Annotated in this window: 19 protein-coding genes; 8 read left to right on the forward strand and 11 right to left on the reverse strand. The window is 61.8% G+C overall.

The genetic code is table 11. The annotated features are described in order from the left end of the window. Positions 1–114 precede the first annotated feature (114 nt). The gene (locus HFO71_RS15210; protein ID WP_077977896.1) at positions 115–783 is read left to right on the forward strand and encodes an outer membrane lipoprotein carrier protein LolA; all 669 of its coding nucleotides are present in this window, start codon (positions 115–117) and stop codon (positions 781–783) included. Positions 784–884: 101 nt separating this feature from the next. Next, on the forward strand, positions 885–1,688 hold the full coding sequence (locus HFO71_RS15215; RefSeq protein WP_131640844.1) for an exodeoxyribonuclease III: 804 nt from the start codon (positions 885–887) through the stop codon (positions 1,686–1,688). A gap of 48 nt (positions 1,689–1,736) precedes the next feature. On the opposite strand, the gene HFO71_RS15220 is transcribed toward HFO71_RS15215, so the two are convergent. Both HFO71_RS15220 and HFO71_RS15225 read right to left on the reverse strand, forming a co-directional pair. After that, positions 1,737–2,192: a cyclic nucleotide-binding domain-containing protein gene (locus HFO71_RS15220; protein WP_017962463.1), complete on the reverse strand. Its 456-nt coding sequence runs from the start codon at positions 2,190–2,192 to the stop codon at positions 1,737–1,739. Between the two features lie 116 nt (positions 2,193–2,308). Beyond that, positions 2,309–2,992: a response regulator transcription factor gene (locus HFO71_RS15225; protein ID WP_017995455.1), complete on the reverse strand. Its 684-nt coding sequence runs from the start codon at positions 2,990–2,992 to the stop codon at positions 2,309–2,311. A gap of 167 nt (positions 2,993–3,159) precedes the next feature. Here HFO71_RS15225 and HFO71_RS15230 point away from each other — a divergent pair, with 167 nt between their 5' ends. Both HFO71_RS15230 and HFO71_RS15235 read left to right on the forward strand, forming a co-directional pair. Beyond that, complete coding sequence (locus HFO71_RS15230; RefSeq protein WP_077978077.1) at positions 3,160–3,681, forward strand: L,D-transpeptidase family protein; 522 nt, start codon at positions 3,160–3,162, stop codon at positions 3,679–3,681. 131 nt (positions 3,682–3,812) lie between these two features. Next, complete coding sequence (locus HFO71_RS15235; protein WP_077977895.1) at positions 3,813–4,643, forward strand: aldo/keto reductase; 831 nt, start codon at positions 3,813–3,815, stop codon at positions 4,641–4,643. A 155-nt stretch (positions 4,644–4,798) separates the two neighbouring features. On the opposite strand, the gene leuC is transcribed toward HFO71_RS15235, so the two are convergent. From leuC to ffh, 9 genes are all read right to left on the reverse strand, one after another. Next, entirely contained in the window at positions 4,799–6,208 is a 1,410-nt protein-coding gene (gene leuC, locus HFO71_RS15240) for a 3-isopropylmalate dehydratase large subunit (RefSeq protein ID WP_025396357.1), read from the reverse strand. Between the two features lie 282 nt (positions 6,209–6,490). Next, a complete protein-coding gene (locus HFO71_RS15245) occupies positions 6,491–7,303 on the reverse strand; it encodes an amino acid ABC transporter permease (RefSeq protein WP_131640843.1) in 813 nt (270 codons plus the stop codon). A gap of 16 nt (positions 7,304–7,319) precedes the next feature. Next, positions 7,320–8,117: a basic amino acid ABC transporter substrate-binding protein gene (locus tag HFO71_RS15250; RefSeq protein WP_077977893.1), complete on the reverse strand. Its 798-nt coding sequence runs from the start codon at positions 8,115–8,117 to the stop codon at positions 7,320–7,322. Positions 8,118–8,261: 144 nt separating this feature from the next. Continuing rightward, the gene (gene rplS / locus HFO71_RS15255) at positions 8,262–8,816 is read right to left on the reverse strand and encodes a 50S ribosomal protein L19 (protein ID WP_077977892.1); all 555 of its coding nucleotides are present in this window, start codon (positions 8,814–8,816) and stop codon (positions 8,262–8,264) included. Positions 8,817–9,030: 214 nt separating this feature from the next. Beyond that, on the reverse strand, positions 9,031–9,732 hold the full coding sequence (gene trmD, locus HFO71_RS15260; RefSeq protein ID WP_131640842.1) for a tRNA (guanosine(37)-N1)-methyltransferase TrmD: 702 nt from the start codon (positions 9,730–9,732) through the stop codon (positions 9,031–9,033). Beyond that, on the reverse strand, positions 9,732–10,301 hold the full coding sequence (gene rimM, locus HFO71_RS15265) for a ribosome maturation factor RimM (protein WP_029767597.1): 570 nt from the start codon (positions 10,299–10,301) through the stop codon (positions 9,732–9,734). The genes trmD and rimM overlap by 1 nt, the downstream gene beginning before the upstream one ends. A 112-nt stretch (positions 10,302–10,413) precedes the next feature. After that, positions 10,414–10,782, reverse strand: coding sequence for a 30S ribosomal protein S16 (gene rpsP / locus HFO71_RS15270; RefSeq protein WP_077977890.1), 369 nt, complete (start codon positions 10,780–10,782; stop codon positions 10,414–10,416). Between the two features lie 48 nt (positions 10,783–10,830). Continuing rightward, the gene (locus HFO71_RS15275) at positions 10,831–11,151 is read right to left on the reverse strand and encodes a chorismate mutase (protein ID WP_077977889.1); all 321 of its coding nucleotides are present in this window, start codon (positions 11,149–11,151) and stop codon (positions 10,831–10,833) included. Between the two features lie 16 nt (positions 11,152–11,167). Then, the gene (gene ffh, locus HFO71_RS15280; RefSeq protein WP_065281561.1) at positions 11,168–12,754 is read right to left on the reverse strand and encodes a signal recognition particle protein; all 1,587 of its coding nucleotides are present in this window, start codon (positions 12,752–12,754) and stop codon (positions 11,168–11,170) included. Between the two features lie 492 nt (positions 12,755–13,246). Here ffh and HFO71_RS15285 point away from each other — a divergent pair, with 492 nt between their 5' ends. The 4 genes from HFO71_RS15285 to ftsY all read left to right on the forward strand — a co-directional run bounded on the left by HFO71_RS15285 (position 13,247) and on the right by ftsY (position 17,376). Continuing rightward, positions 13,247–13,471, forward strand: a complete 225-nt coding sequence (locus tag HFO71_RS15285; RefSeq protein ID WP_017962453.1) for a hypothetical protein — start codon at positions 13,247–13,249, stop codon at positions 13,469–13,471. 116 nt (positions 13,472–13,587) lie between these two features. Further along, positions 13,588–14,493 (forward strand): diaminopimelate epimerase, encoded by a 906-nt coding sequence (gene dapF, locus HFO71_RS15290; RefSeq protein WP_131640841.1) that lies wholly within the window; start codon positions 13,588–13,590, stop codon positions 14,491–14,493. Further along, complete coding sequence (mtaB, locus tag HFO71_RS15295; RefSeq protein ID WP_077977887.1) at positions 14,490–15,764, forward strand: tRNA (N(6)-L-threonylcarbamoyladenosine(37)-C(2))-methylthiotransferase MtaB; 1,275 nt, start codon at positions 14,490–14,492, stop codon at positions 15,762–15,764. The genes dapF and mtaB overlap by 4 nt, the downstream gene beginning before the upstream one ends. A 16-nt stretch (positions 15,765–15,780) precedes the next feature. Next, positions 15,781–17,376: a signal recognition particle-docking protein FtsY gene (gene ftsY / locus HFO71_RS15300; RefSeq protein ID WP_077977886.1), complete on the forward strand. Its 1,596-nt coding sequence runs from the start codon at positions 15,781–15,783 to the stop codon at positions 17,374–17,376. The last annotated feature ends 34 nt before the right edge of the window (positions 17,377–17,410 follow it).

Here is a 17,410-nt window from a genome sequence, read left to right on the forward strand (position 1 = left end):
AGCCGCTTTTGCGGAAACCTGATAGCATCGAAGCCGTTACCTCTCGCAGGCCGATCGCAACGCCTTGAAGACGCCGCCTTTCGGCAGCATGCAGATCGCATAAAGGAGATTTAGATGAGTCACTCCGATACGTTCCTCTCCGGCCTGACGGTAACGCGCCGCGACCTTCTCGGCGCCTTTGCCGTCGCTGCGATAGCGAGCGCCATTCCCCTTGGCGCTTATGCGCAGGCGGCAGCTCCCGCCTCCGGCACGGCGCAGGCGATCGCCGATCATTTTTCCGGCGTTACGACGATGCAGGGCGAATTCGTGCAGTTCGGCCCGCGCGGCGAACAGACCGGCGGCAAGTTCTTCATCCAGCGCCCCGGCAAACTGCGCTTCAACTATGACGATCCGTCGCCGATGCGGGTGATCGCCGACGGCAAGAACGTCGCCATCGGCAATATGAAGCTGAAGACCTGGGATCTCTATCCGCTCTCCAAGACCCCGCTCAGCCTGCTTCTGGCGCAGCGTATCGATCTGTCGGCCGGCATGGTGAAGGGCGTGAAGGAAGAGTCTGACCTGACGACGATCGCACTCGGCAACAATACGGTGTTCGGAAACTCGACCATTACCATGATGTTCGACCCGAAGACCTACGATCTGCGGCAGTGGACGATCACCGACAATCAGGGCAAGGACACCTCGGTGATGATCTTCAATGTCAAAACCGGCATGCAGTTCGAGGATCGCGTCTTCCGCGTTCCCTATGAGACCATTCCAGGCACGCCGCAATCGCGCGATTGAGACCTTTTCGGTTGATCGGCCGCTCCTTTTACAAGCGGCCGGTTCCCTCGCGTCCGCCTTTGTTTTAAAGCCCTTTCATGAAAGCGTGAAGGGGTATGGGCATGGGTATTTCGATCACCACCTGGAACATCAATTCGGTGCGGCTGCGCATGCCCATCGTCGAGCAGCTCGTTCTCAAGCACAGGCCCGATATCCTCTGCCTGCAGGAAACCAAGGTGACGAACGACCTGTTTCCGGCGGCCCCGCTCAGGGCGATGGGCTACAATCACATCATCATCCATGGCCAGAAGGGCTATCATGGCGTGGCGATCGCCTCGCGCATTCCGTTGACCGAGGATCACCGGCAGGATTATTGCGGCGTCGGCGATGCGCGCCATATCTCGGCGATCTTCGAGCACGGCAATCGTCGCGTTCGGCTGCACAATTTCTACGTCCCGGCCGGCGGCGACGAGCCGGATCGCACGATCAATCCGAAATTCGGCCACAAGCTCGATTTCATCGAGGAGATGAAGCTGCTGAAAGCCAATGGCGAGGCCAACACCTCAGCCATCCTCGTAGGTGACCTCAACATCGCGCCGCTGGAGCATGATGTCTGGTCGCACAAGCAGCTTCTGAAGATCGTCAGCCATACGCCCGTCGAAACCGAGGGGCTGCTCGAGGTGATGAAGCGCGGCGCCTGGCTCGATCTTATGCGCCAGCATGTGCCTGAAAACGAGAAGCTCTACACCTGGTGGAGCTACCGTGCCAAGGATTGGGAGGCCGCCGATCGCGGCCGCCGTCTCGACCATATCTGGTCGTCGTCGGATCTCGGGCCGCATCTAAAGCGGATAGAAATCCTGAAGGAGGCGCGCGGTTGGGATCGTCCCTCCGACCACGTACCGGTCACGGCGCATTTCGATTTCTAGAGCGATGCGGTTCAGCTTTTCGCAAAGCGAGAACTGCTCTAACCGGGATCAGCTGAAGCGGTAGAACTGGCTTGCGGCCTTTGCCGCAAGCTCGGCGAGATTGTCGCGAATGCGGTTCTCGATCAGCCGGGCTGCGTCCGGATATTCTTCGATCAGCCGGTGGAAGAGGGCGCGGGTGATGCGGATGATGCTGGTATCCTCGCGCGCTACCGCGGTGAACTTGCGCTCCACCAGCGTCACCAGCGCCAGCTCGGAAACCAGGGTACCGGGGCCGGCGATTCCCTCTGTCCTCTGCATGCCGTCACTGCTCGTCGCGCTCAGCTCCAGGCTGCCGCTGAGGATGACATAGGCGCTCTCGGCGGGCGAGCCCTGGCGAAACAGCATCTGGCCGGCAGCGATCATGCGCCGGTCGGCGCCGAAGGCGATCAACCGCAGCTGATCCTCGCTCATGTCCTTGAACAGAGGAAGCTGCGCGAGCATGTGGATGTCGTCGGTCAGCGCCATGCGGGCTTTTCGCCTTAGAGCAATTCCAGCAAAACCGCGTCGCGGTTCTGCGTCCGAAATTGAGTGAAAACAAAGAGATAGAGCATTCCCGCGATTCGGAGGAAAACGGAACTGCTCTAGGGTATGATCTTGTAGCCGCCGTTTTCCGTGACGAGGATTTCGGCATTGGAGGGATCGCGCTCGATCTTCTGGCGCAGGCGATAGACGTGGGTTTCCAGCGTATGCGTCGTCACCCCGGAATTATAGCCCCAGACCTCTTCGAGCAGTACGTCGCGGGTGACGACCTTCTGTTCGGCGCGGTAGAGATAGCGGATGATCGCCGCTTCCTTTTCCGTCAGCCGGATCTTCTGGCCGTTATCGGTGGTCAAAAGCTTCTGGCTCGGCTTGAAGAGGTAGGGTCCGACGGTGAAGGTCGCGTCCTCGCTCTGCTCATGCTGGCGCAGCTGCACGCGGATGCGCGCGAGCAGCACGGCGAAGCGGAAGGGCTTAGTGACATAGTCGTTGGCGCCGGCTTCGAGGCCGAGGATCGTGTCCGAATCGGTATCGTGGCCGGTCAGCATGATGATCGGCGCCTTGAAACCGCCCTTGCGCAGCAGCTTCACTGCCTCGCGGCCGTCCATATCGGGCAGGCCGACATCCATGATCAGCAGGTCGATCGGCGTTGCGCGGGCGGTAGCGACACCTTTGCCGGCGTTGGCTTCCTGCAGAACCGTGAATTCCTCATACAGCGACAATTGCTCCGTCAGCGTCTGCCGAAGGTCATCGTCGTCATCCACCAGAAGAATGGTGCGTGCGGTCATGCCGTTTGCGTCCTCGTGTTAAGTTCCCTAGTCCTACGCCAAATTCCTGGTTTGGCAAGGATCGGGCAGCGGGCTGTTGCCGGGTCGGTTTCGATATGATTTCAATCGAAGCCCCAGACAAGGCACGACATGCGAGAAAAATGGAAAAAGCAAGGCAGAGGCGGGGTATAACGCCATCGACGATGGTGGTGCGTCCTGCGCCGGGGCGCAGGAGCCGGGCGATCGTCCGGCTCGGCGCCATCACCGTGCCTGCTGCGATCGGCCGCTCCGGCCGCACCGTGATGAAACGCGAGGGCGACGGCGCCACGCCGATCGCCTCGATGAAGCTGATATCCGGCTTCCGGCGCGGCGAGCGGAACGGCCGGCTCGTCACTCCACTTTCCATCCGCCGCATCCGCCCCGACATGCTCTGGTGCGATCAGTCCGGCAGCGCCAGCTATAACCGCCTCGTCCGGGCGCCGTCCGGCGTAAGTCACGAGGAGATGCGGCGCAGCGACGGGCTCTACGACATCTGCCTGGTGATGGACTGGAACATCTCCTCGCGTGCGCGCAATCGCGGCTCGGCGATCTTCTTCCATCTCATCAGGCCGGGCTACGAGCCGACGGCGGGCTGCGTGGCGGTGAGCCTGCGCGACATGCGCCGACTGCTGCCTCACCTTCGAAAGGGAACGATTGTCTGCGTCGTCTGATTGTTTTCCGGATGCGGTCGCCTATATGCTTGCGGTGACCGAACGCTCCGGCTGAAATGCGTTCTGGGACGTCCGCAAGCGCGGGCGCAATTCATGCCTCGTCCAATTCTTCAAACTCCCGGAGATATATTGTGACCGCTCAACCCATCATCACTTTCCATGACGGACATTCCATTCCGCAAGTCGGCCTCGGCGTCTGGCAGACGCCGCAGGATATTGCCGCTCCCACCGTGCGCACGGCAATCGCCGCCGGCTATCGTCATATCGATACGGCTTCCGGCTACGACAACGAAGAGGGCGTCGGCGAAGGCATCCGCTCTTCCGGCCTCGACCGCAAGGATATCTTCGTCACCACCAAGCTCAGGAACGACGACCAGGGCTACGACAATGCGCTGCGGGCCTTCGACGGCAGCCTGAAGAAGCTCGGTTCCGAATATGTCGACCTCTACCTCATTCACTGGCCGTCGCCGCATCGCGGCCTCTATACGGAGACCTGGAAGGCTTTCGCCCGCATCCGGGAAGAGGGCCGCGCCCGCTCGATCGGCGTGTCGAACTTCAATCCTGAACATCTCGAACGCATCATCGGCGAAACCGGTGTCGTTCCCGTCATCAACCAGATCGAGCTGCATCCCGATTTCCAACAGAAGGCGGCGCAGGAGGTTCACAAGAAGCTTGGTATCGCCACCGAATCCTGGAGCCCGCTCGGCCAGGGCAAGTTCATCTCGAACGCGGTGATAGGCGAGATCGCCAAAAAACATCAGAAGACGCCGGCTCAGGTCATCATTCGCTGGCACATCGACAGCGGCCTCGTCGTCATCCCGAAATCGGTGACGCCGTCGCGGATCGAGGAGAATTTCCAGGTGTTCGACTTCAAGCTCGACGCCGACGATATGGCCGCGATCGCCAAGCTCGACAGCGCCGGTGCCCGCATGGGGCCGGATCCGATGACGGCAACCTTCTGATCGTCGTCTCGATTATCGCCAGGCAAGGGTCGTCCCGCAAAAGACCGCATGCGGTAGCCGTTTTATAAGGCGATCGAGGCGGGCGGCATAAAATGTGAAGCCCACCGATGCGCAGCGGCATCGGTGGGCTTTTGATTGTTATCCGTTTTGACGGATCAGTTCCACTCGCGGATATCGACGAAGTGACCGGCGATCGCGGCTGCGGCGGCCATTGCCGGCGAGACGAGGTGCGTGCGGCCCTTGAAGCCCTGACGGCCTTCGAAGTTGCGGTTCGAGGTCGAAGCGCAGCGTTCGCCCGGCTTCAGACGGTCGTCGTTCATGGCAAGACACATGGAGCAGCCCGGCTCGCGCCAGTCGAAACCGGCGGCCTTGAAGATCTTGTCGAGGCCTTCGGCTTCCGCCTGTTCCTTGACGAGGCCGGAGCCCGGCACGATCATCGCGTCGACGGTCGGGGCAACCGTCTTGCCCTCAACGACCTTGGCGACTTCGCGCAGATCCTCGATGCGGCCGTTGGTGCAGGAGCCGATGAAGACGCGGTCGAGCGTGATGTCGGTCATCTTCGTGCCCGGCTTCAGGCCCATATAGTCAAGCGCGCGCCACTTGGAGGTGCGCTTGGTTTCGTCCGGAATGTCGTCCGGGTTCGGAACGATGCCCTGGACGGAGATGACATCCTCGGGCGAGGAGCCCCAGGAAACGATCGGCGGCAGGCTGGCGGCGTCGAGCACGACGACGCGGTCGTAATGAGCGCCCTCGTCGGTCTGCAGCGTCTTCCAGTAGGCGATCGCCTGTTCGAGCGCCTCGCCCTTCGGTGCGCGCGGCTTGCCCTTGATATATTCGAAGGTCTTTTCGTCAGGGGCGATCAGGCCGGCGCGCGCGCCGCCTTCGATCGTCATGTTGCAGATGGTCATACGGCCTTCCATCGACAGCGCGCGGATCGCTTCGCCGGCAAATTCGATGACGTGGCCGGTGCCGCCGGCTGTGCCGATCTCGCCGATGATGGCAAGGATGATGTCCTTGGCGGTAACATGCGGCGGAAGCACGCCGTCGACCCGCACCAGCATGTTCTTCGCCTTCTTCTGGATCAGCGTCTGGGTCGCCAGCACATGCTCGACCTCGGAGGTGCCGATGCCGTGCGCCAGCGCGCCGAAGGCGCCATGCGTCGAGGTGTGGCTGTCGCCGCAGACGATGGTCATGCCGGGCAGGGTGAAGCCCTGTTCCGGACCGACGATGTGGACAATGCCCTGGCGCTTGTCGCTTGCCGAATAATATTCGACACCGAATTCGGCGGCATTGGTCGCCAGCGCTTCCACCTGGATGCGGCTTTCCTCGTTCTTGATGCCGAGATGGCGGTCGGGCGAGGTCGGAACGTTATGGTCGACGACCGCGAGCGTCTTTTCCGGCGCGCGAACCTTGCGGCCGGTCATGCGCAGGCCTTCGAAAGCCTGCGGCGAAGTGACTTCGTGGACCAGGTGGCGGTCGATGTAGAGAAGACAGGTGCCGTCCGGCTGTTCGTCGACCAGATGATCGTCCCAGATCTTGTCGTAGAGGGTACGCGGTGCGCTCATGGCGTTAAGTCCGTTTTTTGGAAGCTTTGGAAAATCGAGAAATGGCGGATCAGGCTCCGCCGGCCGTCATTCGATCAACGAAGTCGGCTGTTGAGCGCACCAGACACGCACGCAAAAAACCGCGCCGGCAGGCGATAATGGTCCTGCAGCACGAAAATATGCGCACCAATGCATCTGAACTTGGATTCCATGGCCCTGCATATAGCGATTTTTCGCGGCAGCTTCAATTTGAATCATCAGCAGACGCTCTGCGACCCCTCAGTGGTGCGGCTATTGGTGCCGTCACCGCGACTTCATCCATTTCTCCGTCCGCCGCAGCGCCAGCGACAGGCCGATCGTCAGGATCAGATAGATATAGGTGACGATCGAATAGGTCTCGAAGAAGCGGAAGGAACCGGCGGCATAGACCTTGCCCATCTGGGTGATGTCGGCGACGCCGAGCACGGAGACGAGCGAGCTGTCCTTCACCATCGAGACGAAATCGTTGGAGAGCGGCGGGAAGATCACCCGGATCGCCTGCGGGAAGACGACGGAGCGAAAGCGCCGGTAGCGCGACAGGCCAAGCGCCTTGGCCGCCTCGATCTGGCCGAGATCGACCGACTGGAAGCCGGCCCGGAAGATTTCGGCGATGAAGGAGGAATAACCGACCGTCAGCGCGATGATCGCTCGCCACATCAGCGAGAGGTCGCGCACCAGGATGGGTTCGGCCATGCCTGATGTCACCAGCGGTGAAATCAGGAAGTTGTAGGCTGCGACCAGGGCCGGCGCGCCGACGAAGGCGACGTAGAACAGCAGCACGAGGATAGGGATGCCGCGGATGATCTCGATGTAGAATCTCGCGATCTGACGCAACACCTGGCTGTCGGCCATGCCGAGCAGGCAGATGCCGAGGCCGAGTACGGTGGCGAGCACGAAGGCGACCAGCGTGACGAAGACGGTGACGCAGACACCGTTGACGACGGTGCGGAAGACCTGGGCATAGATATCGTTGGCGACGATGACGGCGGCAAGCACGATGCCGATCGTGACGAGGGCGACCAGCCACCAGGGATAGTCGTCCTTGACGTATCTGTCGCGAGATGGTCGCAGGGCCATTAGTCGTTTTTCGGCGTCATTCGCCCATCTTGTAGTCGAGGAACCACTTCTTGTTCAGCCCATCCAGTGTGCCGTCGGCCTTGAGTGCGGCGATGGCGGCATTGACCGGGGCGACGAGGTCGGAGCCCTTCGGGAAGATGAAGCCGAAATCCTCGGTGCCGAGCGGTTCGCCGATCAGCTTCAAGGCGCCGTTCGAGGCATCGACATAACCCTTGCCGGCGGTGCCGTCGGTCAGCACGACGTCGACGTCGCCGGCCTTCAGGGCCTGGACGGTGGCGCCGAAGGTTTCGAAGAGTTTGATGCGGGGGTTCTGCTCGTTGCCATCAAGCACTTCATAGACGGCGGTGTAGAAGGGCGTGGTGCCGGGCTGTGCGCCGACCAGGCCATCCTTGAATTCGCCGAAGGACTTGGCATCGGTGAAGCGCGTCTCGTCGCCGCGCACCAGCATGAACTGCTGCGAGCGCATATAGGGATCGGAGAAATCCACCTTCTGCTTGCGGTCTTCCTTGATGGTGATGCCGGTCATGCCGATGTTGTACTGGCCGTCGGACACCGCCTGGATCATCGCGTCCCAGCTGGTGTTCTGGTATTCGACCTTGAAATTCAGCCGCTTGGCGATCTCGTTCATCGCATCATATTCCCAGCCGATCGCCTTGCCGGACTTCGGATCGACGAATTGCAGCGGCGGATAGGCATTCTCGGTGACGACGACGACGCTCTTGCCGCCGAGATCGGGCAGTTCGGCGGCTAATGCGGCGAGGGGTGCAAGAGCAAGGGCGGCGAAGCTCGCAAGAACGGTACGGCGAAACAACATTGAACGGTTCCCCAAATTGAACGGCAAAAACTGTCACGGAAGATAGGCCTGAGGCAAGGCCGCCGGCTGCGCACCGAAGCAAAAAATAGAAAAGGCGACCCGAAGGCCGCCTTTCCAAGCAAAGAATTTTGCGTGGCGCAGATCTTATTCTGCTGCCGGTTCCGCTGCAGCGGCGGCTGCTTCTGCGGCGGCCTTTTCAGCGGCAGCCTTGGCTTCCGCAGCTTCTGCTGCTGCCCTCTCGGCGGCGAGCGCCTGAGCTGCTGCCACCTTTTCAGCTTCGATGCGTGCCTTTTCCTCGGCAATGGCGGCGCGCTCGGCGTCGTTGAGCTTGCGGGCGCGAACGCCGGTGTCTTCAACGATACGGGCAGACTTGCCGCGACGGTCGCGCAGGTAATAGAGCTTGGCGCGACGGACCTTACCGCGGCGAACGACGTCGACGCTTTCGATCATCGGCGAGTAGACCGGGAATACGCGCTCGACGCCTTCACCGTAGGAGATCTTGCGGACGGTGAAGTTTTCCTGCAGGCCGCCGCCCGAGCGGGCGATGCAGACGCCTTCATAGGCCTGAACGCGGGTACGGGTGCCTTCCGTGACCTTGACGTTGACGCGGACAGTGTCGCCGGGGGAAAATTCGGGAAGCGTGCGCTTGGCTTCGATCTTGGCGGCCTGTTCGGCCTCAAGCTGCTGAATGATGTTCATCGTCTTAACCTTTGGTTCTTCTGAAACAGCCAGAGCGCTCGACACTGATCCTTCGGAACTGGCCTCAGGACTTTGCCCATCAAGGGCGGGAGCGGATTCGCCATTCTTTGTTTGCTGGCAGACGGGGATAAACCCCATTTCCGCGTGCGCCAATACACGAAAGGCCAGGGCTTGTCATCCCTTGGACGGCATTTTTGTGAAAAGGGCTGCGAAATCAGCCGTTTTTCTTGCTTTTGGCCTTTTCCAGCAGATCCGGCCGCCGCTCCTGCGTCAGCCGCACCGCTTCCTGATGCCGCCATTTCTCGATCGCGCCGTGGTTGCCCGAGGCGAGGATCGCGGGGATTTCCCGGCCTTCCCATTCCTGCGGCCGGGTATAATGCGGATGTTCCAGCAGTCCGCCTTCAAAGCTTTCGTGCAGGCCGGAAAGATCGTTGCCCATGACACCAGGCAGGATGCGGATGATGGCATCGAGCACGATCAGCGCCGCCGGCTCGCCGCCTGACAGCACGTAGTCGCCGATCGAGACCTCTTCCAGTCCGCGCGCCTCGATCACCCGCTGGTCGACGCCCTCGAAGCGGCCGCAGACGATGATGACGCCGTCGCCCGCCGCGAGCACGCGCACACGCTCCTGCGTCAGCGGCCGTCCGCGCGGGCTCATCAGCAGCCGCGGGCGGGTATCGTTTTCTGAGGCGCTGTCGATCGCGCGGGCGAGAATGTCTGGTTTCAGCACCATGCCGGCGCCGCCGCCTGCCGGGGTGTCGTCGACGGTGCGGTGTCTGTCGGTGGCGAAGTCGCGAATCTGCACCGTGTCCAGCGACCATTGTCCCCGCTCCATCGCCTTGCCGGCGAGCGAGAAGCCCAGATGCCCCGGAAACATTTCCGGATAAAGTGTCAGCACGCTCGCCCGGAAAGCCATTACTTCTTCTTTTTCGGCTTGTCGGGAGTGAATTTCGAAAGCTCTTCGGGATCGTCGACCAGACCCGCCGCCAGCGGATCGATCAGCAGCGTGCCGGCCTCGAGGTCGATCTCCAGCACCGAGGCTTCGGAGAAGGGGATCAGCACCGGGCGCTTGCCCGGACCTTTGAGTTCCAGCAGGTCGCCGGCGCCGAAATCGAAGACCCCGGTGACTGTGCCATAGCTGACACCCTTGTCGTCGCGCGCTTCGAGCCCTTCGAGATCGGCATAGTAGAACTCGTCGTCCTCCAGCTCCTCGTCCGGCAGATTGTCCCGCTCGATATAGAGTTCAAGCCCGTTCAGGGCCTCGGCGGCATTGCGGTCGTTGACGCCGCGGAAACGGACGACGACCACATTCTTCATCTCGCGGATTTCGAGGACTTCGAAGCTGCGGCCGTCCATGCTGTGCAGATGGCCGTAGTCGCCAAGCGCGCCGGGATCGGCCGTATAGGCCTTGGCGCGCACCTCGCCCCGGAGGCCTTGCGCGCCACCGATCGTCGCCATCAGAACGGGGTTTTCAAGCTTGGTCATGGGTTCCTTCATGTGAAGCCGAAAGACAGGTTTCTCATAAACGAAGTGCGTGCGATTGGAAACGAAAACGGGCGGCATGTCGCCATGCCGCCCGCTCGAAGGAGTGTCGCGATTATTCCGCGGCGTCGGCGGCAGCAGCAGCGTCGGCGACCTTCTGAGCCTTTTCGGCGGTGCGTTCCTGGGCGCGCTTGCCGGGCTTTGCCTTGACCGGGTTGTTCTTGGCTTCGCGCTTGGCAACGCCTGCCTCGTCGAGGAAGCGCAGAACGCGGTCGGTCGGCTGGGCGCCGTGTTCGATCCAGTGCTTGATGCGCTCGGCGTTCAGCTGAACGCGCTTCTCATCATCCTTGGCAAGCATCGGGTTCCAGGAACCGAGGTTTTCGAGGAAGCGGCCGTCACGCGGGCTGCGCGCATCGGCGAGAACGACGTGGTAGTACGGGCGCTTCTTGGAACCACCGCGGGCGAGACGAATTTTCAGTGCCATGTTCTTTACTCCTTGGGCTTTTCTTGACCGCTTTCTCGAGCGGTACGGTTATCGGGCTGCAGTGCTCTGTTCAGCGTGATCCGCAGCGATCTGCTCATGATGCCGGATGACTTCCTTGATGACGAAGTTCAGGAACTTCTCGGCGAAATCCGGGTCCAGATTGGCAGCTTTCGCCAGCTGGCGAAGGCGTTCGATCTGGTATTCCTCGCGCGCCGGGTCGGCCGGCGGCAAATTGTATTTGGCCTTCAGCACGCCGACCTCTTTGGTGCAGCGGAAGCGTTCGGCAAGCATGTGCACGAGAGCGGCATCGATATTGTCGATCGACTGACGATAGCTCGCAAGCTGGGTTTTGACGTTTGGATCAATCATGGGGCAAGCGATCCTTTCACTTCTTCTTGGGCAATCCGGGCAAACCCGGGAAACCACCGCCAAGGCCCGGCAGCTTGGCGCCGCCGAGGCCCGACAAACCACCCGGCAGACCGCCGAGACCGGGCATACCCCCACCCGGTTTTCCAAGCCCCGCCGCTTCCGCCTGCTTCTGCAAGGCCTCGAGCTGCCGGGGATCGATATTCGAGAGATCGGGCATGCCGCCACCCATGCCGCCCATGCCGCCGCCGAGCCCCATCTTGCCGGCAAGGCCGCCCATCATCTGCTTCATCATGCCGCCTTTGCCTTTGCCGCCCATCATCTTCATCATGTCCGCCATCTGGCGGTGCATCTTCAGAAGCTTGTTGATAGCGGCGGCATCGGTGCCGGAGCCGGCGGCGATGCGCTTCTTGCGCGAATGCTTGAGCAGGTCGGGATTGGTGCGCTCGGCCTTGGTCATCGACTGGATGATGGCGATCTGGCGACCGAAAAGCTTATCGTCGAGGCCGGCTGCGGCCATCTTGTCCTTCATGCCGGCCATGCCGGGCATCATGCCCATGATACCGCCCATGCCGCCCATCTTCTGCATCTGGCGCAGCTGGTCGGCCAGGTCGTCGAGGTCGAACTTGCCCTTGGCCATCTTGGCGGCCATGGCCGCCGCCTTCTCGGCGTCGATGTTTTCGGACGCGCGCTCGACGAGCGAGACGATGTCGCCCATGCCGAGGATGCGGTCGGCGATGCGGCGAGGATGGAATTCCTCCAGCTCGCTCATCTTCTCGCCGACGCCGATCAGTTTGATCGGCTTGCCAGTGACCGCCCGCATCGAAAGGGCTGCACCGCCGCGGCCATCGCCGTCCATGCGGGTCAGCACCAGACCGGTGATGCCGACGCGTTCGTCAAAACTGCGGGCGAGGTTGACGGCGTCCTGGCCGGTGAGGCTGTCGGCGACCAGCAGGATTTCATGCGGGTTCGACCGCTTCTTGATGTCGGCCATCTCGACCATCAAGGGCTCGTCGATATGCGTGCGGCCGGCGGTATCGAGGATGACGACGTCATGGCCGCCGAGCTTGGCCGCCTGCACGGCGCGGGCAGCGATATCGGTCGGCGACTGGCCTGATATGATCGGCAGCGTGTCGATATTGGCCTGCGCGCCGAGCTGGCGAAGCTGCTCCTGGGCTGCCGGACGGCGCGTGTCGAGCGACGCCATCAGCACCTTCTTCTTCTCGCGCGTCGACAGGCGATGGGCGATCTTCGCCGACGTCGTCGTCTTGCCGGAGCCCTGCAGGCCGACCATCATGACGACGACGGGGGCCGGTGCATGCAGATCGATGCCGACCCCTTCGCCGCCCAGCATCTCGATCAGTTCGTCATGCACGATCTTGACGACCATCTGGCCGGGCTTGATCGACTTCAGGATCTCGGCGCCGACGGCCTTTTCACGCACGCGGTCGGTGAAGGAACGCACGACGTCGAGCGCGACATCGGCCTCCAGCAACGCACGGCGAACCTCGCGCAGCGCTGCGGAAACATCGGCTTCCGAAAGCGCGCCACGGCCTGTCAGTCCATTCAGAATGGATCCAAGACGGTCCTGGAGGTTTTCAAACATCGGCTCTTCCTTGATACGTTTCGGGCAGGTTGGGATATGCCCGGAAACGTCGTGCTTTTCCTTGACGAAAACAAGACGCAAAGCCAAAAAGCACCCGAGGGCGCATCGCGCTGTCGGGTGTTGACCTCCGGGATCTCTAAGTCCCGGTCGGCGGCTCGGAGTCATGTGGCTCGTCGCGGATTGGGCGCGATAAACAGGAAAGCCGCGCGAAAGTCAAGGCAATGCGGACAAATGACCGCATGACCGACTTCTCAGAAGCGTTTGACGAGAGGTCGGCAGTGTTTCATCTAACGGTTGCAGCAAAAGTACATACTCAAACAAAGTGATGTATTGGCTTGCGCAATCCGCCAGCGTTTCAGGTTTTGCCGATAAATATTGCCACTCCGGCGGCCGAATTCGCTGTCAACGCCAGTTGCAAATTATTGTGCTTATGATTCTACTTTCTACTTAAGTGCGTCCTGTAAAATGATTCGTGAATATCCTTGATGCCGAATGAATCGGCGGAGATATCGAATGCTAAATGCTGATATTGAGAGCTGGGCGCTGGCGCGGGCCCATCATATTGTCCTGAACGAAGGCCTGAATCTGGCGAAGGCGGCACAGGATCTTGATCGCAAGCGGTCCCGTTCGCTGGTCTACGAGCTGAGAAAGGTCATCACCGCAGCGATTGTCGAAGCCCACGCTGCATCCTTCGATCCCGACGGTGCGCAGCGGTAAAAGCCGAACCGCTGCCTCGAAGGTCAGCGTGCCGCAACGCCTGCCCGGCACTCACCCACTGGTAATTCCTTCGCATTTCCGCCATATACACCGGAAAGACAGACGGAATGGTACCCATGAGCGCAACGGTCGAATTTGCGAGGATGAACGGGCTTGGCAACAAGATCCTGGTCGTCGACATGCGCGGTCGGCCGGACAAGGTGACGCCGGCGGCGGCGGTCGCGCTCAATGCCGATCCGCAGACTGAGTTCGATCAGATCATGGCGATCCATGATCCGAAGGCCGACGGCACCGATGCCTTCATCGATATCCTGAATTCCGATGGCTCGAAGGCGCAGGCCTGCGGCAACGGCACACGCTGCGTCGTGCAGGCGCTTGCCGCCGAGACCGGCAGGAAGGTCTTTACCTTCCAGACGGTCGCCGGCATCCTCAACGCCGTCGAGCACGAGGACGGGACGATCTCGGTCGATATGGGCCGGCCGGTGTTCGATTGGGACAGGATCCCGCTGGCGGAAGAATTCCACGACACCAGCCGCATCGAGTTGCAGATCGGCCCGATCGACAAGCCGGTGCTGCATTCGCCCTCAGTGATGTCGATGGGCAATCCGCATGCGATCTTCTGGGTGGACAGGGACGTGATGTCCTATGATCTCGCCCGCTTCGGACCGCTGCTCGAAAACCATCCGATGTTTCCCGAGCGCGCCAATATCACGCTGGCGCAGGTGACGTCGCCGACATCGGTGACGACGCGCACCTGGGAGCGCGGCGCGGGGCTGACGCTTGCCTGCGGCTCGGCTGCCTGTTCTGCTGCCGTCAGTGCTGCGCGCACCGGCCGCACCGGCCGCAAGGTGACGATCAATGTGGCAAGCGCCAAGCCGCCGGCCACGCTTTCCATCGAATGGCGCGAGCACGACGATCATGTGATCATGACCGGCCCGGCCGAATGGGAATGGTCGGGCAGGCTCGATCCTTCGACCGGTCTCTGGGCGCGCGATGGTATCCGAGAGGCGGAGGCGCAGTGAGCGGCATCGAGGTCATTACCTTCGGCTGCCGCCTCAACACATATGAATCCGAAGTGATGAAGGCGCAGGCTGAGAAGGCCGGGCTCAACAACGCCATCCTGGTCAACACCTGTGCCGTGACCGGCGAGGCCGTGCGCCAGGCCCGCCAGGCGATCCGCCGGGCACGGCGCGACAATCCGCATGCCCGCATCATCGTCACCGGCTGCGCCGCGCAGACGGAAAAGCAGACCTTCGCCGCGATGGCGGAGGTCGATGCCGTGCTCGGCAACGAGGAGAAGCTGACGAGCGCCTCCTATCGCGGCCTGCCGGATTTCGGCGTTTCGGCCGAAGAGAAGCTCCGGGTCAACGACATCATGAGCGTCAAGGCGACGGCGCCGCAGATGGTCAGGCATATCGACGGCCATGTGCGCGCCTTCATCCAGGTGCAGAATGGCTGCGACCATCGCTGCACTTTCTGCATCATTCCCTATGGCCGCGGCAATTCCCGCTCCGTACCGATGGGAGCCGTCGTCGATCAGGCCCGCAATCTCGTCGACGGCGGTTATTGCGAGATCGTGCTGACCGGCGTCGATGCCACCAGTTATGGCGGCGATCTGCCGGGCGCCCCGACGCTCGGGCTTTTGGCGAAGACGCTGCTGAAGCAGATCCCCGATATCCGCCGGCTCAGGCTTTCCTCGATCGACAGCATCGAGGCCGACGCCCACCTGATGGATCTCATCGCCGACGAGCCACGTTTCATGCCGCATCTGCATCTGTCGCTGCAGCATGGCGACGACATGATCCTGAAGCGCATGAAGCGCCGGCATTTACGCGCCGATGCGTTGCGTTTCATCGAGGATGCGCGCCGCCTCCGCCCCGAGATAAGCTTCGGCGCCGATATGATTGCCGGCTTTCCCACCGAAACCGAAGACATGTTCGACAATGCCGTGAAGCTGGCCGAAGAGGCTGGCATCGCCCATCTGCATGTCTTCCCCTACAGTCCGCGTCCCGGCACACCGGCCGCCCGCATGCCGCAGCTCGACCGGTCGCTGGTCAAGGATCGCGCCGCAAGGCTACGCGCCGCTGGACATATGCTGTATCAGTCCCATCTCGATCGGATGATCGGAACCCGGCAATGGCTGCTTGTTGAAAACAACGGCCTGGCGCATACGGAGAACTTCACGCTGGTCGCTGCCCCCGGCCTTCGTCCAGGCGAACTTGTGCCGGTCACGATCACCGGCCACAATGGCAAACATCTCGACATGCAATTGACGGCCGCAGCCGCGGCCTGACTTTCACGGAATCCCCATGGCGCTCAGTTTCATCAAAAAGGTCTTCACCTTCGGCAAGCCGGCTGAAGAACCTGTGCCTGCGGCCGTGGAAAGGGAGCTGGAGCCGCGTTCGCGTGACGAAGATCTGCCGGTTGCTGACGATCCGGTGCTGGCCGAGGAAATGGATACGGCCGGTGGGCCGGCTGCCGATATTGACGAGGGCGGGGTCGAAGCAGCGGTTGCTGACGATGATGTCGAATCCGCAATCCTGCCCGCCGCCGACCAATTGAGCGATCTGGGTGTCGTGCCGCTCTCATTGCTGGAAGCCGAGGCGGCAGTGGAGGTGCAGGCCGAAATCCAGGCGCCTGTCGATATCGTTGCGGGAATACCCCCCTCTGTCCCTCCGGGACATCTCCCCCACAAGGGGGGAGATCATTTGGAGACCGATGCGCCGGAACAGCCGGATGACCTCGAAGACGTCATTGAAAAGCTTACGGAAGAGATTCCGACTGAGCCGGAAGAGATTCCAGCTGAGGATAATGTAGGGCTGGAATCGTCCTCCCAGCCAATCTCCCCACCTGTGGGGGAGATGCCCGGCAGGGCAGAGGGGGGTAGCCCCGCGGCAGAACCGAAACCTCAATCTCCCGTCCTCCCCAAAGGCTTCGCCACCGGCCCGAAGGTGGTCGAGCCGGAGCCCGTTGTCCTGCAGCCAAAACTCAGCTGGTTCCAGCGCCTGCGTAATGGCCTTGCACGCACCTCTTCGCAGCTGACCGGCCAGATCACCGCGCTCTTCACCAAGCGCAAGCTCGATGACGAGACGCTGCAGGATCTCGAGGACCTGCTGATCCAGGCCGATCTCGGTGTCGAGACCGCCATGCGCGTCACCGACACGCTTGCTTCTGAGCGCTATGGCAAGGATGTCACCGGCGAGGATGTCACCCGGATCATGGCGTCGGAAATCGCCAAGGTGCTGAAGCCGGTCGCCAAGCCGCTGCAGCTCGACCTCTCGCACAAGCCGCATGTCATCCTCGTCGTCGGCGTCAACGGAACGGGAAAGACGACGACGATCGGCAAGCTTGCGGCAAAGCTTTCCGGCGCCGGGCTGAAGGTGATGCTGGCCGCCGGCGATACTTTCCGGGCGGCGGCGATCGAGCAGCTGAAAATCTGGGCCGACCGGACGAAATCCGAATTCATCGGCACCAAGCTCGGCGCCGATGCCGCCGGCCTTGCCTATGATGCCTTCGAACAGGCAAAGGCAAAAAAATGCGACGTGCTGATCGTCGATACCGCCGGCCGCCTGCAGAACAAGGCAGAGCTGATGGCCGAGCTCGAGAAGATCGTGCGCGTGCTCGGAAAACTCGATCCCGACGCGCCGCATACCGTGCTGCAGACGCTCGATGCCACGACGGGGCAGAACGCGCTCAGCCAGGTCGAGATCTTCCGCAACGTCGCCGGCGTCAACGGGCTGATCATGACCAAGCTCGACGGCACGGCGCGCGGCGGCATTCTCGTCGCCATCTCCGCCAAACACAAGCTGCCGGTCTATTTCATCGGCGTCGGCGAGGGTGTCGAGGATCTGGAGCCGTTCGAGGCCGAGGATTTTGCCCATGCCATTGCCGGACTTGGGCAATGATGCCACAGATATGCCGCCGAAGGCCTGCAGGGCA

Source organism: Rhizobium laguerreae, assembly GCF_019778565.1.
Classification (GTDB): Bacteria; Pseudomonadota; Alphaproteobacteria; order Rhizobiales; family Rhizobiaceae; genus Rhizobium; species Rhizobium laguerreae.

Excerpts from the sequence above, each read along its gene's own strand:
- HFO71_RS15210 (WP_077977896.1), top strand. The coding sequence starts at position 115 with ATGAGTCACTCCGATACGTTCCTCTCCGGCCTGACGGTAACGCGCCGC.
- HFO71_RS15215 (WP_131640844.1), top strand. The coding sequence starts at position 885 with ATGGGTATTTCGATCACCACCTGGAACATCAATTCGGTGCGGCTGCGC.
- HFO71_RS15220 (WP_017962463.1), bottom strand. The coding sequence starts at position 2,192 with ATGGCGCTGACCGACGACATCCACATGCTCGCGCAGCTTCCTCTGTTC.
- HFO71_RS15225 (WP_017995455.1), bottom strand. The coding sequence starts at position 2,992 with ATGACCGCACGCACCATTCTTCTGGTGGATGACGACGATGACCTTCGG.
- leuC (WP_025396357.1), bottom strand. The coding sequence starts at position 6,208 with ATGAGCGCACCGCGTACCCTCTACGACAAGATCTGGGACGATCATCTG.
- HFO71_RS15245 (WP_131640843.1), bottom strand. The coding sequence starts at position 7,303 with ATGGCCCTGCGACCATCTCGCGACAGATACGTCAAGGACGACTATCCC.
- HFO71_RS15250 (WP_077977893.1), bottom strand. The coding sequence starts at position 8,117 with ATGTTGTTTCGCCGTACCGTTCTTGCGAGCTTCGCCGCCCTTGCTCTT.
- rplS (WP_077977892.1), bottom strand. The coding sequence starts at position 8,816 with ATGAACATCATTCAGCAGCTTGAGGCCGAACAGGCCGCCAAGATCGAA.
- trmD (WP_131640842.1), bottom strand. The coding sequence starts at position 9,732 with ATGGCTTTCCGGGCGAGCGTGCTGACACTTTATCCGGAAATGTTTCCG.
- rimM (WP_029767597.1), bottom strand. The coding sequence starts at position 10,301 with ATGACCAAGCTTGAAAACCCCGTTCTGATGGCGACGATCGGTGGCGCG.
- rpsP (WP_077977890.1), bottom strand. The coding sequence starts at position 10,782 with ATGGCACTGAAAATTCGTCTCGCCCGCGGTGGTTCCAAGAAGCGCCCG.
- HFO71_RS15275 (WP_077977889.1), bottom strand. The coding sequence starts at position 11,151 with ATGATTGATCCAAACGTCAAAACCCAGCTTGCGAGCTATCGTCAGTCG.
- ffh (WP_065281561.1), bottom strand. The coding sequence starts at position 12,754 with ATGTTTGAAAACCTCCAGGACCGTCTTGGATCCATTCTGAATGGACTG.
- HFO71_RS15285 (WP_017962453.1), top strand. The coding sequence starts at position 13,247 with ATGAATCGGCGGAGATATCGAATGCTAAATGCTGATATTGAGAGCTGG.
- dapF (WP_131640841.1), top strand. The coding sequence starts at position 13,588 with ATGAGCGCAACGGTCGAATTTGCGAGGATGAACGGGCTTGGCAACAAG.
- ftsY (WP_077977886.1), top strand. The coding sequence starts at position 15,781 with ATGGCGCTCAGTTTCATCAAAAAGGTCTTCACCTTCGGCAAGCCGGCT.